The sequence below is a fragment of the Telluria sp. B2 genome (assembly GCF_051789535.1).
Lineage (GTDB): Bacteria > Pseudomonadota > Gammaproteobacteria > Burkholderiales > Burkholderiaceae_D > Telluria.
On sequence record NZ_CP196525.1, the window covers coordinates 1190531 to 1212764 of the forward strand.

General features: G+C 65.3%; 14 protein-coding genes. 9 read left to right on the forward strand and 5 right to left on the reverse strand.

The genetic code is table 11. The features are described 5' to 3' along the window. Window positions 1–2: 2 nt before the first annotated feature. Together ACSUZJ_RS05345 and ACSUZJ_RS05350 are read right to left on the reverse strand one after the other, a co-directional pair. The gene (locus ACSUZJ_RS05345; RefSeq protein WP_499413996.1) at window positions 3–2327 is read right to left on the reverse strand and encodes an amylo-alpha-1,6-glucosidase; all 2325 of its coding nucleotides are present in this window, start codon (window positions 2325–2327) and stop codon (window positions 3–5) included. After that, entirely contained in the window at window positions 2324–4177 is a 1854-nt protein-coding gene (locus ACSUZJ_RS05350) for a glycoside hydrolase family 13 protein (protein ID WP_499413998.1), read from the reverse strand. The genes ACSUZJ_RS05345 and ACSUZJ_RS05350 overlap by 4 nt, the downstream gene beginning before the upstream one ends. Before the next feature lie 589 nt (window positions 4178–4766). On the opposite strand from ACSUZJ_RS05350, the gene ACSUZJ_RS05355 reads away from it, so the two are divergent. Together ACSUZJ_RS05355 and ACSUZJ_RS05360 are read left to right on the forward strand one after the other, a co-directional pair. Next, window positions 4767–7436, forward strand: a complete 2670-nt coding sequence (locus ACSUZJ_RS05355) for a TonB-dependent receptor (RefSeq protein ID WP_499414000.1) — start codon at window positions 4767–4769, stop codon at window positions 7434–7436. A 180-nt stretch (window positions 7437–7616) separates the two neighbouring features. After that, entirely contained in the window at window positions 7617–9449 is a 1833-nt protein-coding gene (locus ACSUZJ_RS05360; protein WP_499414002.1) for a DEAD/DEAH box helicase, read from the forward strand. Window positions 9450–9809: 360 nt separating this feature from the next. Here the strand turns inward: ACSUZJ_RS05360 and ACSUZJ_RS05365 are convergent, their stop codons facing one another. Beyond that, window positions 9810–10688: an alpha/beta hydrolase gene (locus ACSUZJ_RS05365; RefSeq protein WP_499414004.1), complete on the reverse strand. Its 879-nt coding sequence runs from the start codon at window positions 10686–10688 to the stop codon at window positions 9810–9812. 106 nt (window positions 10689–10794) lie between these two features. After that, window positions 10795–12099, reverse strand: a complete 1305-nt coding sequence (locus ACSUZJ_RS05370) for an MFS transporter (protein WP_499414006.1) — start codon at window positions 12097–12099, stop codon at window positions 10795–10797. 274 nt (window positions 12100–12373) lie between these two features. Here ACSUZJ_RS05370 and ACSUZJ_RS05375 point away from each other — a divergent pair, with 274 nt between their 5' ends. From ACSUZJ_RS05375 to ACSUZJ_RS05395, 5 genes are all read left to right on the forward strand, one after another. After that, on the forward strand, window positions 12374–13702 hold the full coding sequence (locus ACSUZJ_RS05375; protein ID WP_499414008.1) for an MFS transporter: 1329 nt from the start codon (window positions 12374–12376) through the stop codon (window positions 13700–13702). A 281-nt stretch (window positions 13703–13983) separates the two neighbouring features. Continuing rightward, window positions 13984–15615, forward strand: coding sequence for an alpha-D-glucose phosphate-specific phosphoglucomutase (locus ACSUZJ_RS05380; RefSeq protein ID WP_499414010.1), 1632 nt, complete (start codon window positions 13984–13986; stop codon window positions 15613–15615). A gap of 28 nt (window positions 15616–15643) precedes the next feature. Next, a complete protein-coding gene (locus ACSUZJ_RS05385; protein WP_499414012.1) occupies window positions 15644–17329 on the forward strand; it encodes an alpha-amylase family glycosyl hydrolase in 1686 nt (561 codons plus the stop codon). A 193-nt stretch (window positions 17330–17522) separates the two neighbouring features. Then, window positions 17523–18545 (forward strand): alpha/beta fold hydrolase, encoded by a 1023-nt coding sequence (locus tag ACSUZJ_RS05390; RefSeq protein ID WP_499414014.1) that lies wholly within the window; start codon window positions 17523–17525, stop codon window positions 18543–18545. Between the two features lie 86 nt (window positions 18546–18631). Continuing rightward, entirely contained in the window at window positions 18632–19267 is a 636-nt protein-coding gene (locus ACSUZJ_RS05395; protein WP_499414016.1) for a class I SAM-dependent rRNA methyltransferase, read from the forward strand. A 53-nt stretch (window positions 19268–19320) separates the two neighbouring features. Here ACSUZJ_RS05395 and ACSUZJ_RS05400 read toward each other — a convergent pair whose 3' ends face one another. Then, window positions 19321–19656 (reverse strand): hypothetical protein, encoded by a 336-nt coding sequence (locus tag ACSUZJ_RS05400; RefSeq protein WP_499414018.1) that lies wholly within the window; start codon window positions 19654–19656, stop codon window positions 19321–19323. Window positions 19657–19917: 261 nt separating this feature from the next. Between ACSUZJ_RS05400 and ACSUZJ_RS05405 the strand changes: the two genes are divergently transcribed. Both ACSUZJ_RS05405 and ACSUZJ_RS05410 read left to right on the forward strand, forming a co-directional pair. Further along, window positions 19918–21771 (forward strand): glucokinase, encoded by a 1854-nt coding sequence (locus ACSUZJ_RS05405; protein WP_499414020.1) that lies wholly within the window; start codon window positions 19918–19920, stop codon window positions 21769–21771. 4 nt (window positions 21772–21775) lie between these two features. Then, complete coding sequence (locus tag ACSUZJ_RS05410; RefSeq protein ID WP_499414022.1) at window positions 21776–22222, forward strand: GNAT family N-acetyltransferase; 447 nt, start codon at window positions 21776–21778, stop codon at window positions 22220–22222. The last annotated feature ends 12 nt before the right edge of the window (window positions 22223–22234 follow it).

Sequence of the window (22234 nt, forward strand, 5' to 3'; positions counted from 1 at the left end):
TGTCAGCGGTATTCGTTGCGTTCGACGATGCCGCGCAGGACGTCCTGCCCCTTGAGCATCGGGAAGTCCTGGCTGCGGTAGACCTTCGGCTGCACGAAGTCCAGCCTGCCGATGGCCGCGGCATGGGAGGGACGTGCAGCCTGCACCTGCAGGGCGCGCCCGTCCAGCACGGCGCGCCCGCCTTCGAGCGAGAGCGTCGCCGCCTTGCCCGGGCCGAGGGTGAAGGCGATCTGCGAGCGGCTCTTGTCCGGGTTCAGGTAGACCATGCGCAGCGTGCGCGGCGTCGTGCCACGCAGGGTGAAGGTCCAGCGCTCGCCGCCCCTGGCGCGCTCGACCCGCTTGTAGTCGACGTCGACCGTCTCGCCGGCGCCGAAGGGCAGGACCGCGCCGAAGCTGCTCCAGCCTGTCGGGATTGCCGGCTCGAACACCAGGGTATTGGCCAGCAGGTCGGGCCGGAAGCCGACGTAGTCCTGGTAGGCGTTGCGTGCATACTCGGCCACGCTCCACGACTGCGCGAAGGTGCCCGTCGGTTTGAGGCTGCCATCGTCCTGCGGCAGCGCATCGAGGTTCTCGCTCATGCTGCCCAGCGTGCCCAGCCCCAGGATCTGGCGGCCCAGGTTCTGCGTGAGCGGCCAGCTCAGGTCCTGGTAGCCGAAGCGGTTCAGGGCCGTCACCGTGAAGCCCGCGTTCCAGCCCCAGATCGTGCCGTTGTGGTAGGCGGCGTCCTTGTGGTGGAAGGCCGGGTTCTCGTGGCGCGGGTGGAAATAGATGTCGTCCTGGGAGAGCGAGGCGATACCGTAGGGGTAGAGCAGGCTTGACACGGCATTCCTCGTCACCTTCGCCTGCACCTCGCCCGGCACGAAATCGTCGAAGGGGATGGAGGCGAGCATCAGCTGGTTCGGGCGCAGCTTGGTGTCGCGGCTGCCGTCCGCGCGCAGGCGGTCGGCCATGGTGCGGCCATCCCAGAAGCGGCGCAGGAAGCTGGCCTGCACCTTGCGCGCCAACTCGCTCCACTCTCGTGCGCGGGTCCCGTCGCCGGCCTGGCTGGCCAGCATGGCCCCGGACTGCAGCGCGGTGTACCACAGCGCCTGGATCTCGACCGCGTGCGGTCCGCGGTCCGACCAGGGCTGGTGCGTCGGGTTCTCGATGCGCGCATCCATCCAGGTGTCGGAAGCCGCATGGCGCAAGAGGCCATCCGGGCCCATGTAGTTGGCGATGGCGCCCTCGAAATAGGGCACGGCGAGCCGGTACATCTGCGCCGCGAAGGCGCGGTCGCCCGTGTAGCGGATGGTTTCGACCGCCTCTCGCAGCATCCAGGGCGTACCGTCCACCGTGTTGTAGATGATCTCGTCGGGCGAGACGCGGTTCGGGATGCGGCCGTAGTCCTTGTCGCGCGGCGTGCGCAGGTTCTGGTAGCGCGCGAAGTTGGCCAGCACGGCTTTCGCGTCCGCGAACTCGCCCGCGACCAGCAGGGTGCCGGGCAGGGCGATGAAGGTGTCGCGCCCCCAGTTCTCGCGGAACCAGGGCAGGCCGGCCCAGATGCCGGCGCCGTATTCCTCGACCACGAACATGCGCGCCGACGCCTTGGCCCAGTTCAGCGCCTTGTTGTATTCGGCGTCGCTGGTGGCGAGGTAGCTGCGCGTCAGCGCCTCGTACATCGCGCGCTGTTCAAGAGCGATCGCATCGCCCCGCACCAGCGTGCGGGCGCGCTCCTGCGCTTCGGCGGCGGTGGCGCCGAAGGCGGCGATCACGGTGAAGGACTTCGCCGGCGCCTGCGTTTCCAGGGTCAGGTTCTCGCCCAGCGTGAACGGCCGGTCGGCCGCGAGCGCCATGAACATGGCCGCGCCCTTGCCGGGCGCCACGGTGACGATGCCGTCGGCCTGCGTGACGGCGCCGGCGGTCTTCGTCAGCGCGCGCAATGCCAGCACGGCCTGCTTCGGGCTGCTCACGCGCAGCGCCAGCGCATGCCGTTTCGAGAGCAGGGCCAGCTCCTCGCGCGCGCCGTTCGCGTAGCGCACGCGGTGCCCCCAGGGCAGCACTTCCTCGCTCGCGCTCGTGCGGTCGTTCTGTACGCCGCCGGCGAAGCTCATGTAGTTGTGGAAGACCGTGCCGCTCTTGAAGACATAGCCTTCGCCCTTGTCGTAGCTGTGGGTAAAGGCGTCGAAATAGCCGGCCAGATTGTCGCCGGCCACGAAGCGCGCCTGCTGGCCGGGTTGCGCATGGATGGCCATGGCGTCGAAAAAGGCGTCGATGCCGGGCTTTTCGACGGCTTGCGCGGCGCCGAAGGCAAGAGCGAGCGCGAGTGCGAGTGCGGATGCTTTCATCATGCCCCCGGCAATTCGATGATGACCACCGACTTCGGCGCCAGGCGCAGTTCGCGGCTCAGGTCGAAGGTCTTCCCGATCAGGAAATCGACGCCGGAAGCGGCGCCCTTGAGCATCTCCTGGAAGCGCGCGGTCGGCAGCGTCATCGGCTTGTCGTTGAGGTTCATGGCGACCATGATGCGTTTGTTGTCGTTATATCTGAAGTAGACCCAGGTGTTCTGTTCGGGCCCGAAGTGCACCAGGCGCCCGCTGTGGATGACCGGCTCGTTCTTGCGCCAGTTGGCGAGCTTGCGCACCAGTTCCTGCGCCGCGCGCTGCTTCTCGCTCAGCCCCGCACCGGTGAAGGCATTCACCTTGTCGCCCGCCCAGCCGCCGGGGAAGTCGCGCCGGTAGCTGGCGTCATCGCGGCCCTTGACCGTGCTGGTCATCAGGATCTCGTCGCCGGTATAGAACTGCGGGATGCGCGGCATCGTCATCAGGAACACCAGGTTCATGCGCCAGCGCTCGAAGTCTTCGCCGGCCGCGCTGAACATGCGCGCCATGTCGTGGTTGCCGCCGAAGAGCACCAGATTCTGCGGTTCCGGGTACAGGTAGTCGAGCGAGAGCGTCTCGTATACCTCGTTCAGGCCGTTCTCTTCGCCGATCTTCGAGAGCGCACTGCGCATCGCCTCGACCAGCGGGAAGTCCATCAGGCTGGGCAGGTGGCTGGTGTAGCCGTCGAAGTTGGTCTTCCCGCGCTGCCAGCGGGCCACGACTGGAACGCGCGTGCTCCACTCCTCGCCCACCATGTTCAGGCGCGGGTACTCGGCCATCACGCGCTGCGTGTACTCGGCGAGGAAGGCGCCGTCGGAATAGCCGTAGGTGTCGATGCGCAGGCCGGACAGGCCCCCGTACTCGATCCACCAGATGTTGTTCTGGATGAGGTAGTTCGCCACCAGCGGGTTGGTCTGGTTCAGGTCGGGCATGCTCTCGACGAACCAGCCTTTCGTGAAGTTGTCGCTGTCGGCCTTCGAGGCGTACCTGTCCTGCACGGCCACGCGATGGTGCCGGGTCGGCACGAACTTGCCGCCGTAGTTGATCCAGTCCGGGGTCGGCAGGTCCTTCATCCACCAGTGGTTGATGCCGATGTGGGACAGCACCACGTCCTGGATCAGGCCGATGCCGCGCTTCTTCGCTTCCTGCGACAGGCGCACGAAGTCCTCGTTGCTGCCGTAGCGCGGATCGATTTTGTAATGGTCGGTCGCGCCATAGCCGTGATACGAGTAGGCGGGCGCGTCGTTCTCGACCAGGGGCGTGGGCCAGAGCTGGGTGAAGCCGAGCTTCGCGATGTAGTCGAGATGGTCGATGGCGCCCTGGATGTCGCCGCCATGGCGCCCGCCGCCGTTCCTGCGGTCGGCTTTTTCGTGCATGCCGGCGACGTTGTCGTTGGCGGGATCTCCGTTGGCGAAGCGGTCGGGCATGACCTGGTAGATCGCATCCCGCGGTCCGAAGCCCTGGCGCTGCGCGGAACCCTGGTCGCGCGCGAGCAGCCTGTAGGGGAAGCGCTCGCTGCGCCCGGCGCCGCTGAACACGATGTCGAACTGGCCCGGCTTGGCGTCGGGCGCGATCTCGAGGTCGACGAACAGGTAGTTCGTGTTCGCCACCCGGGTGGTCGAGACCAGGCGCACGCCGGGATGGTCGATCGCCGCCTGCATCTGGCCGATGTCCTTTCCATGAACCATCAGTTGCAGGCCCTTGTGCTGCATGCCGGTCCACCAGAAGGGCGGCTCCATGTGGTCGATGGCGGCGCAGGCGCCGCCGGCGCTGCTGGCAAGACTGGCGGCGAGGAAAAGTGTTGCAAAAGAACGTCTCATGGCGAACTCGGCGGAAAAGGAGGGGCTGCGCAAGGGCAGATGCGTCAGAGAGGTAGTTTCGCTACATATTATTTAGCCGGATACGCGGGGAGCGACCGGTTGTCTCTCTATTATTGAAGAAAGCATACTATATGACTGGGTCCGCGACAACGCAGATGAATTGCTAGTTTAAGTACATACGGCCAGGCTCGCGGTTGGCGGCAATTTCACGCTGAACAGCGCGCTGCGTTTCGGCGTCCGCGTCGCCAGATGCCTGGTGTTGTTTTTCAGCTCACATCCCGACGCCAAAAAATGCATCAGGCTGGTGCATGGACGCACCCTCTTGGTGAAAAGCAAAGGGTTTGTAGTCCGACTACACTCGTGCATACCGTGTTCTGTAGCCGGAATACAACGCCTCCAGGTTTTCATTCTATACAATGACCAGATAAGCCACGGTCTGGCGTAGTGTCAAGCAACTCCCGTTGACAGTGCATCTAGTTTTAGTACAGAATCGTTGACAGAACGTCTAAAAAAAGACGTTGGTTTTGGATCCCGTGCCGTGGCTCTCCAGCTGATTTCGGGAAATTACACAGTTCTACTGAGGGGACAAATGAATATTTTCGCAAACAAGCGCGCCGCAAACACGGCAAGCCTTGTATTCCAGCTGAGCCCGGTTGCAACCGGTTGCGCCATCTTCGTCACCGCGCTGGCCGGGAGCGCTCACGCGCAGACCGCCGTTACCGAGCCGGCCGCCGAAGCGCCGATCCAGACCGTGCAGGTCACCGGTATCCGCCGCGCAATCGAAGACGCGATCACCGTCAAGCGCGATGCTACCGGCATCGTCGAAGCCATTTCCGCCGAAGACATGGGCAAGCTGCCCGACATCTCGATCGCTGAATCGCTGGCCCGCCTGCCGGGCCTGTCGTCGCAGCGCGTGAATGGCCAGGCACAGCAGATCAGCATCCGCGGCACTTCGGGCGACCTGTCGACGGCGCTCCTGAATGGCCGCGAGCAGGTCAGCACCAGCGCCAACCGTACCGTCGAATACGACCAGTACCCATCGGAGCTGATCAACGGCGTCACCGTGTACAAGACCAGCGACGCCGGCGTCGTCGGACAGGGCCTGTCGGGCACCGTCGACATGCAAACCATCAAGCCGCTGTCGCTGCGCGAGCGCGCCGTCAGCATCAACGTGCGCGGCGAGAAGAACTCGAAGGGTTCGGTCAGCGCCGGCTCGCCGGATACCGGCAGCCGCATCAGCGCCTCCTACGTCGACCAGTTCGCCAACCGCACCATCGGCGTCGCGATCGGCTATGCACGCCAGGACAAGCCGAATGTCTCCGAGCAGTTCGAAACCTGGGACTGGGTTGACGCCACCGTGAACGGCCAGACCGTCAAGGTACCGAAAGGCATCAAGGCACTGGCCGTCACCGGCGACCAGGTGCGCGACGGCCTGATGGGCGTGCTGGAATACCGCCCGAACCGCAACTTCACCTCGACCATCGACGCCTACCACTCGCGCTTCGACCAGGAAGAGATCCGCCGCGGCATGGAAATCCCGATGAAGGATGACGGCACCGTCAGCTTCGCCAACCCGACCATCGTCAATGGCGTGATGCGCGCCGGCGTCGCCAACGACGTCAACCCGGTCGTGCGCAACAACCGCATGACCCGCGAAGACAAGCTGACCGCGATCGGCTGGAACAACCGCTTCACCGCGGGCGAATGGGTCGGCATCATCGACCTGAGCCACTCGAAGGCCGACCACAAGGAAGAGCTGGTCGAGATCAACGCCGGCCGCCAGTTCCGCCAGACCCTGGGCTTCGACTACTCGGGCGGCGCCATTCCCGCGCTGAACCTGTCGGGCGCCTATGACAATCCGAACGACATCCGCATCGGCGGCCAGTTCGGCGAAGGCTACGTCAACGCTCCGAACCTGACCGACAAGCTGAACTCGGCCCGCGCCAGCGTCGAGTACAAGTTCGCCGACGGTCCGTTCAACAGCGTCGAAGTGGGCTTCAATGTGTCCAAGCGCTCGAAGGAAAAAGAGCACCTGGAAACCGGCTTCAACAAGATCGGCGACGGTAGCTTCTCGTCCAGCGTGATCAACGGCTCGCAGAACCTGTACGCGCTGCCGAATACCCTGAGCTGGGACATCAACAGCGTGCTGGCCCAGAACTTCGGCCCCTACACCCCGGCGATCCTGGTGCCATGGGGCGCGACCAAGAACTGGAGCATCGACGAGAAGGTCAAGACCGGCTATGTCAAGCTGAACATCGACACCGAGCTGATGGCCATGCCGCTGCGCGGTAACGTCGGCGTGCAAGTCGTCAAGACCGACCAGAGCTCGACCGCGAACACGCTGCGCGCCTGGCCGTTCGCCGACCTGGTCCCGTTGACCGACGGCAAGTCGTACACGGACTACCTGCCGAGCCTGAACCTGGCGTGGAGCCTGCCGAGCGAGCAGGTCGTGCGCCTGGGCCTGGGCAAGACCCTGGCACGCGCCAAGCTCAACGAACTCAATGCCGCGCTGGAAGTCGGCCTGACCCAGCAAAGCACCGGCACTCCATGGGGCAATGGCGGCAACGCCCAGCTCGATCCGTGGCGCGCTTCGCAGATCGACCTGTCGTACGAAAAGTACTTCGGCAACAAGGGCTATGTGTCGGCCGCAGGTTTCTACAAGGACCTGAAGTCGTACATCTACAACATCACCATGCCGCGTGACTTCTCCGAGTACCGACTGGTCGGCGCCACCAGCGACATCGGCACCATGAGCCAGCCGCGCAATGGCGAAGGCGGCCGCCTGTCCGGTCTGGAATTCGCGGTGTCGACCCCGCTGGACATGATCCACCCGATGTTCGACGGCTTCGGCATCACCGCCAACGCCTCGTTCACCAGCAGCCAGATCACCATCGAAGACCAGCGCTTCGGCGGCATGGACATCCCGCTGCCGGGCCTGTCCAAGCGTGTCTTCAACGTGACCGGTTACTATGAAAAGAACGGTTTCTCGGCCCGCGTCAGCCAGCGTTATCGCAGCGACTTCGTCGGCGAGATCGGCGGCATCGGCGGCGCCAACGAGCTGACGTTCGTGAAGGCCGACAAGGTCGTCGACCTGCAGCTGGGCTACGACTTCCCGCAAGTCAAGGGCCTGTCGGTGCTGTTCCAGGTGAACAACCTGACCGACACCAGCTTCGAGACCTATGCCGGCACCAAGGACCGTCCGCGCGGCTACACCAAGTATGGCCGCCAGATGCTGTTGGGCCTGAACTACAAGCTCTAAGATTCACACGCCGCCCCTCGGCGGAAAGCCAGCCCTTGCAGGCCGCAATGCCTGCGAGGGCTTTTTTCTTTTTTTCTGCAACAACGTGCAATATCCGGGGCGCCGCGCCAATCGGCCTACGTCCCCGGGGGCGACAGTGTAAACTGTCGCTTTCGTATCAACTTAATGAGCAACTCATCCATGTCTGACACCCCCATCCCATCGTTTTCCGACCTGAACCTCCCGGCGCCCATCCTGAAGGCGCTGAAGGAGGTCGGCTACGAAACGCCGTCGCCGATCCAGGCCGCTACCATTCCCCTGCTGATGGAAGGCCGCGACGTGCTGGGACAGGCGCAGACCGGCACCGGCAAGACCGCCGCCTTCGCGCTGCCGGTCCTGTCGCGTATCGACACCAAACAGAGCGCGCCGCAGGCGCTGGTGCTGGCGCCCACGCGCGAACTGGCGATCCAGGTCGCCGAAGCCTTCCAGAGCTATGCCGCGCACCTGAAGAACTTCCACGTGCTGCCGATCTACGGCGGCCAGAGCTACGGTCCGCAATTATCGGCCCTGCGCCGCGGCGTGCAGATCGTCGTCGGCACCCCGGGCCGCGTGATCGACCATATCGAAAAGGGCTCGCTCGACCTGTCGCAGCTGACCACCCTGGTGCTGGACGAAGCCGACGAGATGCTGCGCATGGGCTTCATCGACGATGTCGAGCACATCCTGCAGCAGACCCCCGAAGAGCGCCAGATCGCGCTGTTCTCGGCCACCATGCCGCCGGCGATCAAGCGCATCGCCAAGACCTACCTGCGCGACCCGGCCGAAGTGACGGTCGCCGCCAAGACTGGCACCGCCGAGAACATCACCCAGCGCTACTGGCTGGTGGCGGGCATGCAGAAGCTCGATGCGCTGACGCGCATCCTCGAGGCGGAGCCGTTCGACGGCATGATCATCTTCGCCCGCACCAAGCTGGGCACCGAGGAACTGGCGACCAAGCTGCAGGCGCGCGGCTTCGCGGCCACCGCCATCAACGGCGACATGGCGCAGCAGCAGCGTGAGCGCACCATCGAGCAGCTCAAGAACGGCAAGATCGACATCCTGGTCGCCACCGACGTCGCCGCGCGCGGCCTGGACGTGGACCGCATCAGCCATGTCATCAACTACGACGTGCCGTCGGACCCGGAAAGCTACACCCACCGCATTGGCCGCACCGGCCGGGCAGGGCGCAGCGGCGAGGCCATCCTCTTCATCACCCCGCGCGAGCGCGGCCTGCTGAAAGCCATCGAGCGCGCCACGCGCCAGCCGGTGTCGCCGCTGACGCTGCCGACCGTGAAGGCGGTGAACGACGTGCGCATCGCGAAGTTCAAGGACCAGATCACCGAGACCCTGGCCGCCGGCGGCCTGGAGCAGTTCCGTTCGCTGATCGAGGAATACGAGCGCGAGCAGAACGTGCCGGCGGTCGACATTGCCGCCGCGCTGGCTAAGCTGGGCCGCGGCGACGTGCCGCTGCTGCTGGAAAAACCGGACCGCGAAGCGCGTCCGGCGCCAGCCTGGGAAGACCGTCCGGCACGCACCGACTTCGTCGAGCGCCTGCCGCGTGCGCCGCGCGATGCGGCCGGCGGCTGGGACGACCGCCCGGCCCGCGCGCCGCGCGAGCCCGGCTTCAAGAAGGAACGCGTGATGCGCGATCCGGAACCGGGCATGGCGACCTACCGCATCGAAGTCGGCCACGCGAACGGCGTCAAGCCGGGCAACATCGTCGGCGCCATTGCCAACGAGGGCGGCATCGAGTCGAAGTACATCGGCCGCATCGAGATCTACGACGACTTCACCACGCTCGACCTGCCGGACGACCTGCCGAAGGACCTGGTCGACCACCTGAAGACCGTGTGGGTCGCCGGCCAGCAGCTCAACATCACGCGCGACGGCGAGGAAGCGCCGCCGCCGAAGAAGGCCGGCGCGCCGAAGAAGTCCTTCGGCGCCGAGCGCCGCATGTCCGAGAAGCCGGGCTTCAAGAAGCCGCGCAAGGGCTGATGGGATTGCGGCTCGCGCCTTAGAACCGTAGGGTGGACGGGTTCCCCGTCCACGCGTTCAACGTGCGCTTGGACCCATGGACTCGTAGGGTGGGCACTCCGTGCCCACGCGTTACGTGTTCGTCCGAAAGTCCGCTGCAGGGATGATTCGCTCCGAGACGGTGGCGATTATTGTCTGGCTAACGATATGCATTTGGATGCGCGGCCACAGGCTTGTTCCCTCGATTAACGACGAGCCGCATCCGCGCACCGGTTCGCGTGGGCAGTGGGGCCGGCTAAATGCCGGCACCACAAAGTGCCCACCCTACGATTCTGCGGCTGAGGTGCAACGTAGGGTGGGCGCTCCCGTGCCCACCATGCGTTACTGCGCAGCCTTTCCATCCGCAAACATCCACAGCAGCGCCCCGCGCAGCTCGTCGCTCCAGAACGCCTCGTTGTGCTCCGCTTCCGGCACGATCTTCAGCACCGCATTCGCCGCCGGATGCCCGCTTGTCCGCACCACCGTCGCCATGCGCTCCACGTCCGGCACCATCCGGCCGCCTTCCTTTTCTCCCATCAGCATGAACAGCCTTGCATCCTTCGGCACCGGGTGTTGCGCCATGAAGTCGAACGCCGGCTGCGCCGTCCAGTAGGCCGGCGAAAACACGCCGGCCTTGCTGAACACCTGCGGGTACTGCGCGATCGCATAGTGCGAGGCCAGTCCACCCATCGAGCTGCCCATGATCGCCGTGTGTTCGCGGCCGGGCAGGGTGCGGTACCTGGCGTCGATGAGGGGCTTGAGCACCTTGACGATGAAGTCCGTGTATTCACGCCCCTCGGCTGCGCCGAACTGCTGGTTGGTCCAGGCGTTCAGTTCCGTCATGCGCTTTTCCTGGCCGTTGTCGATGCCGACCACGATCAGTTCCAGCTTGCCTTCCTTCGCCAGCGCGTCGAGCGTTTCGTCGACCTTCCATTCGCCGGCATAGGCGGTGGCCTCGTCGAACAGGTTCTGGCCGTCGTGCATGTAGAGCACCGGGTAGCGCTTGTTCGACGTGGCATAGCCTGGCGGCAGGTAGAGGCGCACCTGGCGTTTGCGGTCAAGACCCGGCATCTCGAGCAGCTCGGGCAGGAGGCTCACGCCGGGCAGGGCGGTCGAGGCCTTGGCGGGCGCCGGCGCAGCGTCGGCGGCGGTGGCGAGGACGGGGGCGGCCAGCAGCATGCTCATGAAAAGCGGGGACGCGAATCGGCGGAACGTGGACATGCCTTGTTTCTCCTTGTCGGGATGGCGGAACGTGGAAAGGGAAGGGCGGCGCGCGGCCGCCCCGGGTCATTGCAGCTCAGTGTGGCTCAGTGTGGCTCAGTGCAGCTCAATGCGAAGCGGCGAGCACCGGCGCGGCGGCCTGCGCGGCACGCTTCTCGCGCACCAGCAGCCACAGTACGCTCGACACGGCCAGGCAGCCGCCGCAGATCAGGAACAGCACGTTCTTGTCGGCCGCGTCCTTCAGCACGTAGCCGACGCCGGTCGTCGCCAGTTGCGGCAGCACCACCGACAGGTTGAACAGGCCCATGAAGAAGCCCATGCGGCGCTTGTCGACCAGCTCGCTCATGATGGCGAACGGCAGGCTGACCACGGCCGCCCAGCCGATGCCCACCACCGCCATCAGCACGTACAGCGTGGCCGGGGAACGCGCGAACAGGGCGATCGCAAAAAAGGCCAGGGCCATGATGCCGATGCAGATGGCCTGGGTGCGCACGCGTCCGATGCGCGCACCCAGGGGCGCCAGCACCAGGGCCGGCAGCAGGAAGCCGACCACGTTCATCACGGCGAACGAGATTGCGATCACGTGGCCTGACTGCGCCGCCGCTTCTTCCGCCGTGACGCCGCCGGCGACCACGTGCTGCTGGATGAAGGCGATGATGTAGACGAACATGGCCTGCACGCCGAACCAGCTGAAGGCGTGCGCCGCCCACAGGCGCCAGAGCTGGCCCCAGTCGGTGCTGGTCGACACCTCGGTGGACGCCGCCGTTTCCTTCTGCGTTGCCTGCTTCGGCGGCGCGAGCTCGCGCGGCTCCTTGACCAGGAACACCGGCAGCACCGAGAAGGCCAGCACGATGATCACGCCCACCGAAATGAGGGCGTAGTTGTCGATGAAGGCGCCGATCAGGTAGGCCATCACGCCCCAGAAGCCGGAAATCGTCTGCATCCAGGTGTAGCCGCGCGTGCGCGCCTCGCCTTCCGGGGTCACGTCGGCGATGAGCGAACGGGTCGGATTGAAGCTGATGTTGATCGACAGGTCGAGCGTCAGCGCGACGATCACCGCGATCACCAGCAGGTTCGTCACGCCCAGCAGGTCGGCCACCAGCTCGATGCGCGGCAGCAGGAAGACGGAGAGGGCGGCCAGCGTGCCGCCGATCAGGATGAAGGGCCGGCGCCGGCCGCCCCAGAACCAGGTCTTGTCGCTGATGAAGCCGATGATCACCTGGCCCAGGATGCCGGCGAGTGGGCCGGCGGCCCAGACGATGCCGATCTCGTGGATGTCGAGATGGTATTTGGTGCTCAGCAGCCAGCTGAGGGCCGAAATCTGGATGCACAGCGCGAAGCCCATGGCCGTTGCCGGCAGACTGGTCAACGCGTAGAAGGAATTGCTCAGCCGACGCTGCATGTCGAGCATGGTGTCTCCGTGTCGTTATGTTATTTGACTACAAAACTCGTTCACAAGCCTGTAGACATGGCGATTCTACTATGTCGCTGTCGGATTGACACTCGGAAAACGCCATGTTATTTTGCTACAAATTACCCTGCAACCAGCCCGTCCTCCTGGCCTTCCGGACGGGGACGCTCCCAACCGTACTTCCCGCACCGCATCGCCGGCAGGAGGGATCGTGCATCGGGCGTTTGCCATATACAGAGAGTCCGGCCGCATGCCGGGCCGCTTGGGGACACAGATGGAAATGCATACCAACGCGCTCAAGCCACGCCTGTCGTTCTGGCAGTTGTGGAACATGAGCTTCGGCTTCTTCGGCATCCAGTTCGGCTTCGCGCTGCAAAATGCCAACACCAGCCGCATCTTCTCGACCCTCGGCGCCAACCCGGACGACCTCGCGCTGTTCTGGCTCGCCGCGCCCGTCACGGGCCTCCTGGTGCAGCCGGTCATCGGCTACATGAGCGACAACACCTGGCACCCGAAGTGGGGCCGCCGCCGTCCCTTCTTCTTCATCGGCGCGCTGCTGGCCGCGATCGCGCTGTTCCTGATGCCCAATTCCTCGGCGCTGTGGATGGCCGTGGCCGTGCTGTGGATGATGGACGCCGCGATCAACGTCTCGATGGAGCCCTTCCGCGCTTTTGTCGGCGACAAGCTCGATCCCTCGCAGCAGACCGCGGGTTACGCGATGCAGACCTTCTTCATCGGCTGCGGCGCCGTGATCGCCTCGCTGCTGCCGACCATCTTCACGCACCTCGGCGTGTCGAACGTGCCGGTCGACGGCAGCATTCCCGACAGCGTGCGCTACTCCTTCTATGCCGGCGCCCTGGTGTTCATGGTCGCCGTAAGCTGGACCGTCTTCACGGCCGACGAGCTGCCCCCGCCCGACCTCGACAGCTTCCAGCACGAGCGCAAGCACGCGCGCAACGTGGGCGTGGCGCTGGCCGAGATCGTCGGCGGCTTCGGCAAGATGCCCAAGACCATGGTGCAGCTGGCCTTCGTGCAGTTCTTCACCTGGATCGCGCTGTTCGCGATGTGGATCTATACCGGCAGCGCGATTGCCGACGCGGTCTGGGGCACGCGCGACGCCCAGTCGGCGGCCTTCCAGGAAGCCGGCAACCACGTCGGCATCATGTTCGCGGTCTACAGCGGCGTGTCGGCGCTGGCCGCCTTCATCCTGCCGGTATTCGCCCGCGCCACCAGCCGCAAGGTCGTGCACTTCACCTGCCTGGCCATCGGCGGCCTGAGCCTGGCCAGCATCGCCCTGATCGACAGCCAGGACATGCTGATGCTGCCGATGGTCGGCGTCGGCATCGCCTGGGCCAGCATTCTCACCATGCCTTACGCGATCCTGGCGGGCTCGCTGCCGGCCAAGCGCATGGGCTACTTCATGGGCCTGTTCAACTTCTTTGTCGTGATCCCGCAGATCGTCAGCGGCCTGCTGCTCGGTTTCGTGACCCGCGCATTCTTCGACGGGCACACCGTGCAGACCCTGGTGCTGGGCGGCGCGAGCATGCTGCTGGCGGCGCTGCTGACGCTGGCGGTGACGGACAAGGCGCCGAACCAGGCTTAGACGGGCTGAGGGGCCGCGATGTCTCCCGTAGGGTGGGCACGGAGTGCCCACGCGTTACGAACGCATCCTTCCACCTTGTGCGGTGAAACATCGCTCGAAACATATCCGAAGTTCGTTGCCGCAGGATGCCGTGCGAGCGAACATTCGGCGCCACGTATGCCAGAGACGACCGTATCGCGTGGGCACGGAGTGCCCACCCTACGAAAGCCTGCGCCATCATTTCCGCTCCTGTCGTATCGTAACGTTTTGTTAACAAACGAATTCATACACAGGAGCGGAGCATGACGATCAACACCGTGGCGACCACGCCGTTCGCCGGGCAGCGTCCCGGCACCTCGGGCCTGCGCAAGAAGGTCACCGAATTCCAGCAGCCGGGTTACCTCGAGAACTTTGTCGAAGCCATCTTCCTGACCCTGGGCGACCTCACCACGCAGACCCTGGTGCTGGGCGGCGACGGACGCTACTTCAACCGCAGCGCGATCCAGACCATCCTGCACATGGCCGCCGCCCACGGCGTGGCGCGCATCCTGGTCGGGCGCGGCGGCATCCTGTCGACGCCGGCGGTGAGCTGCGTGATTCGCAAGCACGCCGCCTTTGGGGGCATCGTGCTCTCGGCCAGCCACAACCCGGGCGGCCCGGACGGCGATTTCGGCATCAAGTACAACATTGCCAATGGCGGCCCGGCGCCGGAAAAGATCACCGAGGCGATCTACGCCCAGACGCAAGGCCTGTCGTCTTACCGCATCAGCGATGCGCCGCCCGTGAACCTCGACGAGATCGGCACCACCCAGCTCGAAGGCATGCAGGTCGAGGTGATCGACCCGGTCGCCGACTACGCCGAGCTGATGGGGCGCCTGTTCGACTTCGACGCAATTCGCGCCCTGTTCGCGCGCGGCTTCACGATGCGCTTCGACGGCATGAGCGCGGTCTCCGGTCCCTACGCGAAGGCGATCATCGAGGGCATCCTCGGCGCGCCCGCCGGCACCGTCATCAACGCCGAGCCGCTGGAAGATTTCGGTGGCCACCATCCCGACCCGAATCCGGTCAACGCGGCCGAATTGATCGCCCTGATGAATGGTCACGATGCGCCCGAGTTCGGCGCCGCCTCCGACGGCGACGGCGACCGCAACATGATCGTCGGGCGCGGCATCGCGGTCACGCCCTCGGACAGCCTGGCCATCATCGCGGCGAACGCGAAGCTGGCGCCGGGCTATGCCGCCGGCATCAAGGGCATCGCGCGCTCGATGCCGACCTCGACCGCGGCCGACCGCGTGGCCGAGGCGCTGGGCGTGTCCTGTTTCGAGACCCCGACCGGCTGGAAGTATTTCGGCAACCTGATGGACGCCGGCATGGCCACCCTGTGCGGCGAGGAGAGCTACGGCACCGGCTCCGATCACGTGCGCGAGAAGGATGGCCTCTGGGCCGTGCTGTTCTGGCTGAACATCATCGCCGCCAGCGGCAGGTCGGTCGGCGAGCTGGTGACCGGGCACTGGGCCCGTTTCGGGCGCAACTACTATTCGCGCCACGACTACGAAGCCGTGGACGCCACCGCCGCCGACGGCATGATGGCCGCGCTGCGCGAAAAGCTGCCGACGCTGGCGGGCCAGACGCTGGGCGACTACCGCGTCTCGCTGGCCGACGACTTCGTCTACACCGACCCGGTGGATAATTCCATCGCCTCGCGCCAGGGCGTGCGCATCGTCATGACCGACGGTTCGCGCATCGTGTTCCGCCTGTCCGGCACCGGCACCGAAGGCGCCACCATCCGCGTCTACCTCGAGCGCTACGAGGCCGACCCCAACCGCCACGACCTGGAAACGCAGCAGGCCTTGTCAGGCCTGATCGCGATTGCCGACAGTGTCTCGGAACTGCGCCAGCGCACCGGCCGCGCGCAGCCGAGCGTGATTACCTGATTTCGACCAACCACTACAGGAACCCTGCATGAAACTACCCGCACTTGCCGCTTCCCTGATGTTCGCGTTTGCCGCATTGGGCCAGACCTCGGCACAAGCCCAGATTGCTGCACCCTGGGCGGCGCCAGGCAAGCCCTTCGTTTGGGAAAACGCGACCGTCTACTTCCTGCTGACGGACCGTTTCAACAACGGCAACCCCAGCAACGACCTGGCCTACGGCCGGGCCAAGGATGCGGCCAAGCTGCGCGGTTACATGGGCGGGGACCTGGCGGGCATCACGGCCAAGATCAAGGAGGGCTACTTCAACGAGCTGGGCGTGACCGCGATCTGGATCACGCCCCCGGTCGAGCAGATCCACGCCGGCACCGACGAGGGCACCGGCAAGAGCTATGGTTTCCATGGCTACTGGGCGCGCGACTTCACGGCGGTCGACGCCAATCTCGGCACCGAGGAAGACATGCGGACCCTGGTCGACACCGCCCACGCCCACGGCCTGCGCGTGCTGCTCGACGTGGTCATGAACCACACCGGTCCGGTGACGGACAAGGACCCGGTATGGCCGTCGGACTGGGTGCGGACCGGCCCGACCTGCAACTTCAAGGACGCGCGCGGCACCATCGATTGCACGCTGGTGAAGAACCTGCCGGACATCCGCACCGACAGCAACAAGGCCGTGGCTTTGCCGCCGATGCTGGTCGAGAAGTGGAAGAAGGAAGGGCGCTACGAGCGCGAGGTGAAGGAGCTGGACGACTTCTTCAAGCGCACCGGCTATCCGCGCGCGCCGCGCTACTACCTGATGAAATGGCACGCCGACTGGGTCCGCAAGTACGGCTTCGACGGCTTCCGCGCCGACACCGTCAAGCACACCGAGCCGGGCGTGTGGAAGGAGCTCAAGAAGGTCGCGAGCGCAGCCTACGAGGACTGGAAGCGCGCCAATCCGTCGAAGAAGCTGGGCGATACGCCGTTCTACATGACGGCCGAAGTCTATAACTATGCGATCCAGCACGGCCACGCCTTCGACCTGGGCGACATGAAGGTCGATTACCTGAAGCAGGGCTTCGACAGCATGATCAACTTCGCGATGAAGACCGACGCCGTCAACAGCTACGAGCAGCTGTTCAGCGAATATTCGAAGGCGCTGCATGGCCCGATGAAGGGTTCCTCGGTGCTGAACTACCTCAGCTCGCACGACGACGGCGCGCCCTATGACGCGATGCGCGAGCGCCCCTACGAGAGCGCCACCAAGCTGCTGTTGGCGCCGGGCGCCGCCCAGATCTACTACGGCGACGAGACCGCGCGCCTGTTGAAAGTGGAGGGGGCCGAGGGCGACGCCACGCTGCGCTCCTTCATGAACTGGGACGAACTGGCCTCGAACGCCCAGCGCGGCCTGAACCGCGTGCGCGACGTGCGCGAGCACTGGCTGAAACTGGGCCGCTTCCGCCAGGCCCACCCGGCCGTCGGCGCCGGCGTGCACCAGATGATCCAGCACTATCCCTACACCTTCAAGCGCACCTGGGAGACCAAGGATGCGAACGACCGCGTGGTGGTCGCGCTCGACCTGCCGCTTGATAAACCGACCGCCGTGCCGGTGGCGGGCGTGTTCATGGACGGCCAGACCGTGCGTGACTGGTACACGGGGACCACTGCCGTTGTTAAGAATGGCAAGGTGCAGTTCCCGGTCACGGCCAAGCTGGCGCTGATCGGGCTGAACTGACCGTAGGGTGGGCGCCCCGTGCCCACGCGTGAACGATAAACATTGTTGCCCGGTTCGATACGCCAACACCATGCAAACATCACGCGTGGGCACAGGGGCGCCCACCCTACGTTTCTCTGGCAGCGGCTGGGTGCATCACGTTGTCGGGCAATCAGCTAGACTTTGTGCTTCCGATAACCCGACCGCCACTGCCATGACGCTCAATCGCACCTCCCGAACCGCTTCGGCCATCGCCTTCGCGCTGTCCGCCGTCACGACCGTCCACGCCGCCGACGAGCCGGCCTACGGCCCCGAACTCGAAGGCTTCGATTACCCCGCGCCGGTCAAGCACTTCAACTTCAGCTCCCAGGGCGTGAAGCTGCACATGGCCTACATGGACATCGCCCCGCAGGGCAAGGCCAACGGCCGCACCGTCGTCCTCATGCACGGCAAGAACTTCTGCGGCGCGACCTGGGAAGGCAGCATGAAGGCGCTGAGCAGCGCCGGCTACCGCGTCGTGGTGCCGGACCAGGTCGGCTTCTGCAAGTCGAGCAAGCCCCAGCACTACCAGTACACCTTCCAGCAACTGGCCGAGAACACGCGCGCGCTCCTCGACTCGATCGGCGTGAAGAACGCGACCATCATGGGCCACTCGACCGGCGGCATGCTGGCCGTGCGCTATGGCCTGATGTTCCCTCAGCAGACCGAGCAGCTGGTGCTGGTCAACCCGATCGGCCTGGAGGACTGGAAGGCGCTGGGCGTGCCTTCGCTGGGCGTCGACAAGTGGTACCAGCGCGAGCTGCAGACCACGGCCGACAGGATCCGCAACTACGAGAAGGCGACTTATTACGTCAACCAGTGGAAGCCGGAATACGAGCCGCCAGTGCAGATGCTGGCCGGGATGTACCGTGGCCCCGGCAAGGAAATCGTCGCCTGGAATTCTGCCCTGCTGTACGACATGATCTATACCCAGCCCGTGGTGTACGAGTTCCCGTTGCTGAAGATGCCGACCCTGCTGCTGATCGGCCTGAAGGACACGACGGCCATCGGCAAGGACGCCGCGCCGGAAGCGCTGCGGCCCAAGCTCGGGAATTATCCGGAACTGGCGCAGAAGACGGCGAAGGCGATCCCGAAGGCTACCCTGGTGACTTTCCCGGACATGGGCCATGCGCCGCAGATGCAGGATCCACAGGCCTTCCATGCGGCGCTGCTGAAGGGGCTGGCCACGCCGAAGTAAGCGCGCGCTCCCGGGCAAAGGCAGGAAACAGCGCAGGAGCGGGGCGGCTTGCTGTATCATCCCGTCCCTGAAAACGAAAGCCGCACATGCTCATCATCACCATCAAACAGGGCAAGGAAAAGTCCATCCTTGCCGGCGACCCCTGGATCTACCTGTCCGCGATCGAGAAAGTCGAAGGCAAGCCGCAGGAGCGCAACAAGCCGGGCGCCACCGCCATCGTGCAGTCGTCCTCGCGCCGCTTCCTGGCGCGCGCCGCCTACAACGCCAGGTCGCAGATCGCCGCCCGCGTCTGGACCCTGCGCGAAGACGAACCGGTCGACCACGCCATGATCAAGCGGCGTGTCCAGGCTGCCGTGGAGCGTCGCGCGGATGTGCTGCGCGATGCCGATCCGCAGGCGCTGGTGCAGCTGATCGATGGCGAAAAGGACGGCTTGCCTGGCCTGCTGGTGCACGGCTATGGCGGCGCCGCGGGCTACCTGGTCTGCCAGTTCAATTCCGGCGGCGCCGACCTGTGGAAGGTGGCGATCGTGCAGGCGCTGATCAAGGCCACGGGCTGCAACAACGTGTTCGAGCGCACCGATGAGTTGCTGCGCAAGGGCGAAGGCCTGCCCGTCATCTGGCGCGCGCTGGCGGGCGAAGAGCCGCCGCAGCGCCTGATGGTGCGCGAGGGCGGCAAGCTGGTGCCGATGGATATTCGCACCGGTTTCACTTACCCGCGCTGAAGAGTTCAATAGCCGGCGTTCGGCGCTGGCAAGCGCCGGATGACATCGCCTTCTCAGGTCCGCGGAGTGCGTATCTCGGACATCTTCATATCGACCAGTTCCCCTGCCAGGTTGTATGCATACACGGTCGTGATATGCACGAATTCGGTCGTCGTCGTGTAGGTGTCGGTATCGGTCTGTACGCTGCCTTCGGCATGCCTGGTGAGCTGGCTGTTGCGCCTGACGGCCATGGTGGGCGCACCTGACGCGGCTCGTGCGGGAACGCCAATGTCCTTGCTCGCGCTTGTGGCAGGCGCCGCGCTGGCGCCCTGTGGGGCCGTGGCGCTGTCGTGCGCCGAAGCCGCGCTGGAGATCAGGCCGATTGCAACCAGTTGAATAAGTCGGTTCATCACATTCCTTTTCTGAGCGGTCGACAAGAAAGCAGGGCGTGTGGCAAATTGATAATAGTCGATCGATGGCGGCTGCTCAAGCGCCGTCCGCCCGTTATAAGTACTAGCTTGACCACGACGTGAGCGCCATACGGAATTTGCCGGCCAAGGCCTGGCATGCGATGTGGGCATTTGGGGCAGATACCCATCTGGTAGCAATCAAACAATGCTATCCTACAAGGCTCCAGAGGTATCCCAGCCGTACTGCGGCTGAATAGCGTGATGAGCACCGTACCAGACAACGAACACAAGAACAGCCGTGCTTCCTACGCCGACGGTCCGCGCCTGCTGGCCGACATCGGCGCCACCCATGCCCGCTTTGCGCTCGAGACGGCGCCCGGCGTGCTGCGCCAGACCGCGGTCCTGCGCTGCGACGACTACGGCGGCATCGTCCCGCTGCTGAACGCCTATCTCCACGAGCACGGCGGCGAGCGCATCGCGCACGCGGCCTTTGCGATGGCGAATCCGATCAGCGGCGACCTGGTCCGCATGACCAACCGCGACTGGCAGTTCTCCACCGACGAGGTGCGCAGGACCATGGGCTGGTCGACCCTCCTGATCGTCAACGACTTCACCGCACTGGCGATGGCGCTGCCCAGCCTGCAGGCCGGCGACCTGCTGCAGGTCGGCGGCGGCAAGCCGGCGCCGCACGCGGTGGCGGGCGTGCTCGGCGCCGGCACGGGTCTCGGCGTCTCGGGCGTGATCCCGACCGCCGACGGCTTCATCACCCTGGGCAGCGAAGGCGGCCACGTGAACTTCGCCCCGGCCGACGAGCGCGAGTTCGCGATCCTGCAGTACGCCTGGCGCGAGTGGCCGCACGTGTCGAACGAACGCATCCTGTCCGGCCCCGGCATGGAGCTGGTCTACCGCGCGCTGGCCGAACGCAACGGCGTAAAGGCGCCGGCCCGTACTGCGGCGGAGATCGTCAGCTGCGCGCTCGAAGACCACGACGCGCTCTGCCTGGAGGTGCTCGAATGCTTCGCCGGCATGCTCGGCGGTGCCGCGGCCAACCTGGCGGTGACGCTGGGCGCGTTTGGCGGCATCTTCATCGGCGGCGGCATCGTGCCGCGCATCGCGAAGTGGTTCGCCACCTCGCCGTTCCGCGCGCGTTTTGAAGCGAAAGGGCGCTTCAGCGACTATCTGGCCCAGATCCCGACCTACGTCATCATGACGCCCAATCCTGCCTTGCGTGGCGTGTCGACCATCCTGTCCGAACACCTGCGCGGGCGCAGCGGCGCCAACACCCTGATGGAGCGCGTCCAGCACCTGCAGCACGAGCTGTCGCCGGCCGAGCAGCGCGTGGCCGCCCTGGTGCTGGAGCATCCGAGGAAAGTCTTGTCCGAACCGATCGCCGAGATCGCGCGCCTGGCGGATGTGAGCCAGCCGACCGTGATCCGCTTCTGTCGCTCGCTCGGCTTCCAGGGCCTGGCCGAATTCAAGCTGAAGTTCGCCGGCAGCCTGACCGGTTCGATTCCCGTGCGCCACAGTCAGGTGCGCATGAGCGACAGCACCCACGATTTGTCGGCCAAGGTGATCGACAACACGGTCTCCGCCATCCTGAAGTTCCGCGACGGGCTCGACGTGCATGCGATCGACCGGGCCATCGAACTGCTGCGCCGCGCGAACAAGGTCGAGTTCTACGCGATGGGGAACGCGCGCGTGGTGGCGCTGGATGGCCAGCATAAATTCTTCCGCTTCCGCATCCCGACCACCGCCCATGGCGACGCCCACCTGTTCCAGCTGGCGGCCGAACTGCTGAAACCGAACGACGTCGTGGTCGCCATCTCGACCGCAGGGCAGGCGCCCGAACTGCTCTCGGCGGTGGACGCCGCGCGCAACGCGGGCGCCAGCGTGATCGCCATCACCAGCAGCAAGTCGGCGTTGGCGAAGAAGGCGAATGTCTGCCTCGCGGTCGACCACACCGAGGACAGCACGACCTTCCTGTCGATGATCTCGCGCATCCTGCAGCTGCTGCTGATCGACATCATGGCGGTCGGTATCTCGCTGGGTGCCCAGGCCGAGCAGGATGGCGATATCGAGAAGCGCAAGCTGCTCATTTCGCACCTGGATGTCTGAAGCGATGACGATCACCCTGCGCGACGTCACCGAAGAAAACTTCGAGTCGCTGATGGACATGGCGCTGCCCGCGCACCAGCGCGACCTGCTGCACACGAATGCCTATTCGATCGCGCAGGCGAAGTTTTATGACTGCCTGGTGCCGCGCGCGATCTACCAGGGCGAGCGCCCGGTGGGCTTCGCGATGTACAACCGCGAAGACGATGGTCGGCCCGGCCATTACGGCATCTACCGTTTCATGGTGGACTTCCCGCTGCAGTCGCAGGGCATCGGGCGGCGCGCGATGGAGCTGCTGATCGAGGAAATCAAGGCGGCGCCGGATGTGGAGGTCATCAATATCTGCTACCACCCGACCAACGAGCGGGCCAGCGCCTTCTACAGGAGCTTCGGTTTCGTGGAGATCGGGATCGATTGCAACCACGAGATGGTGGCGGAGATTCGTTTGCGCTAGCCGCAGCTTGCA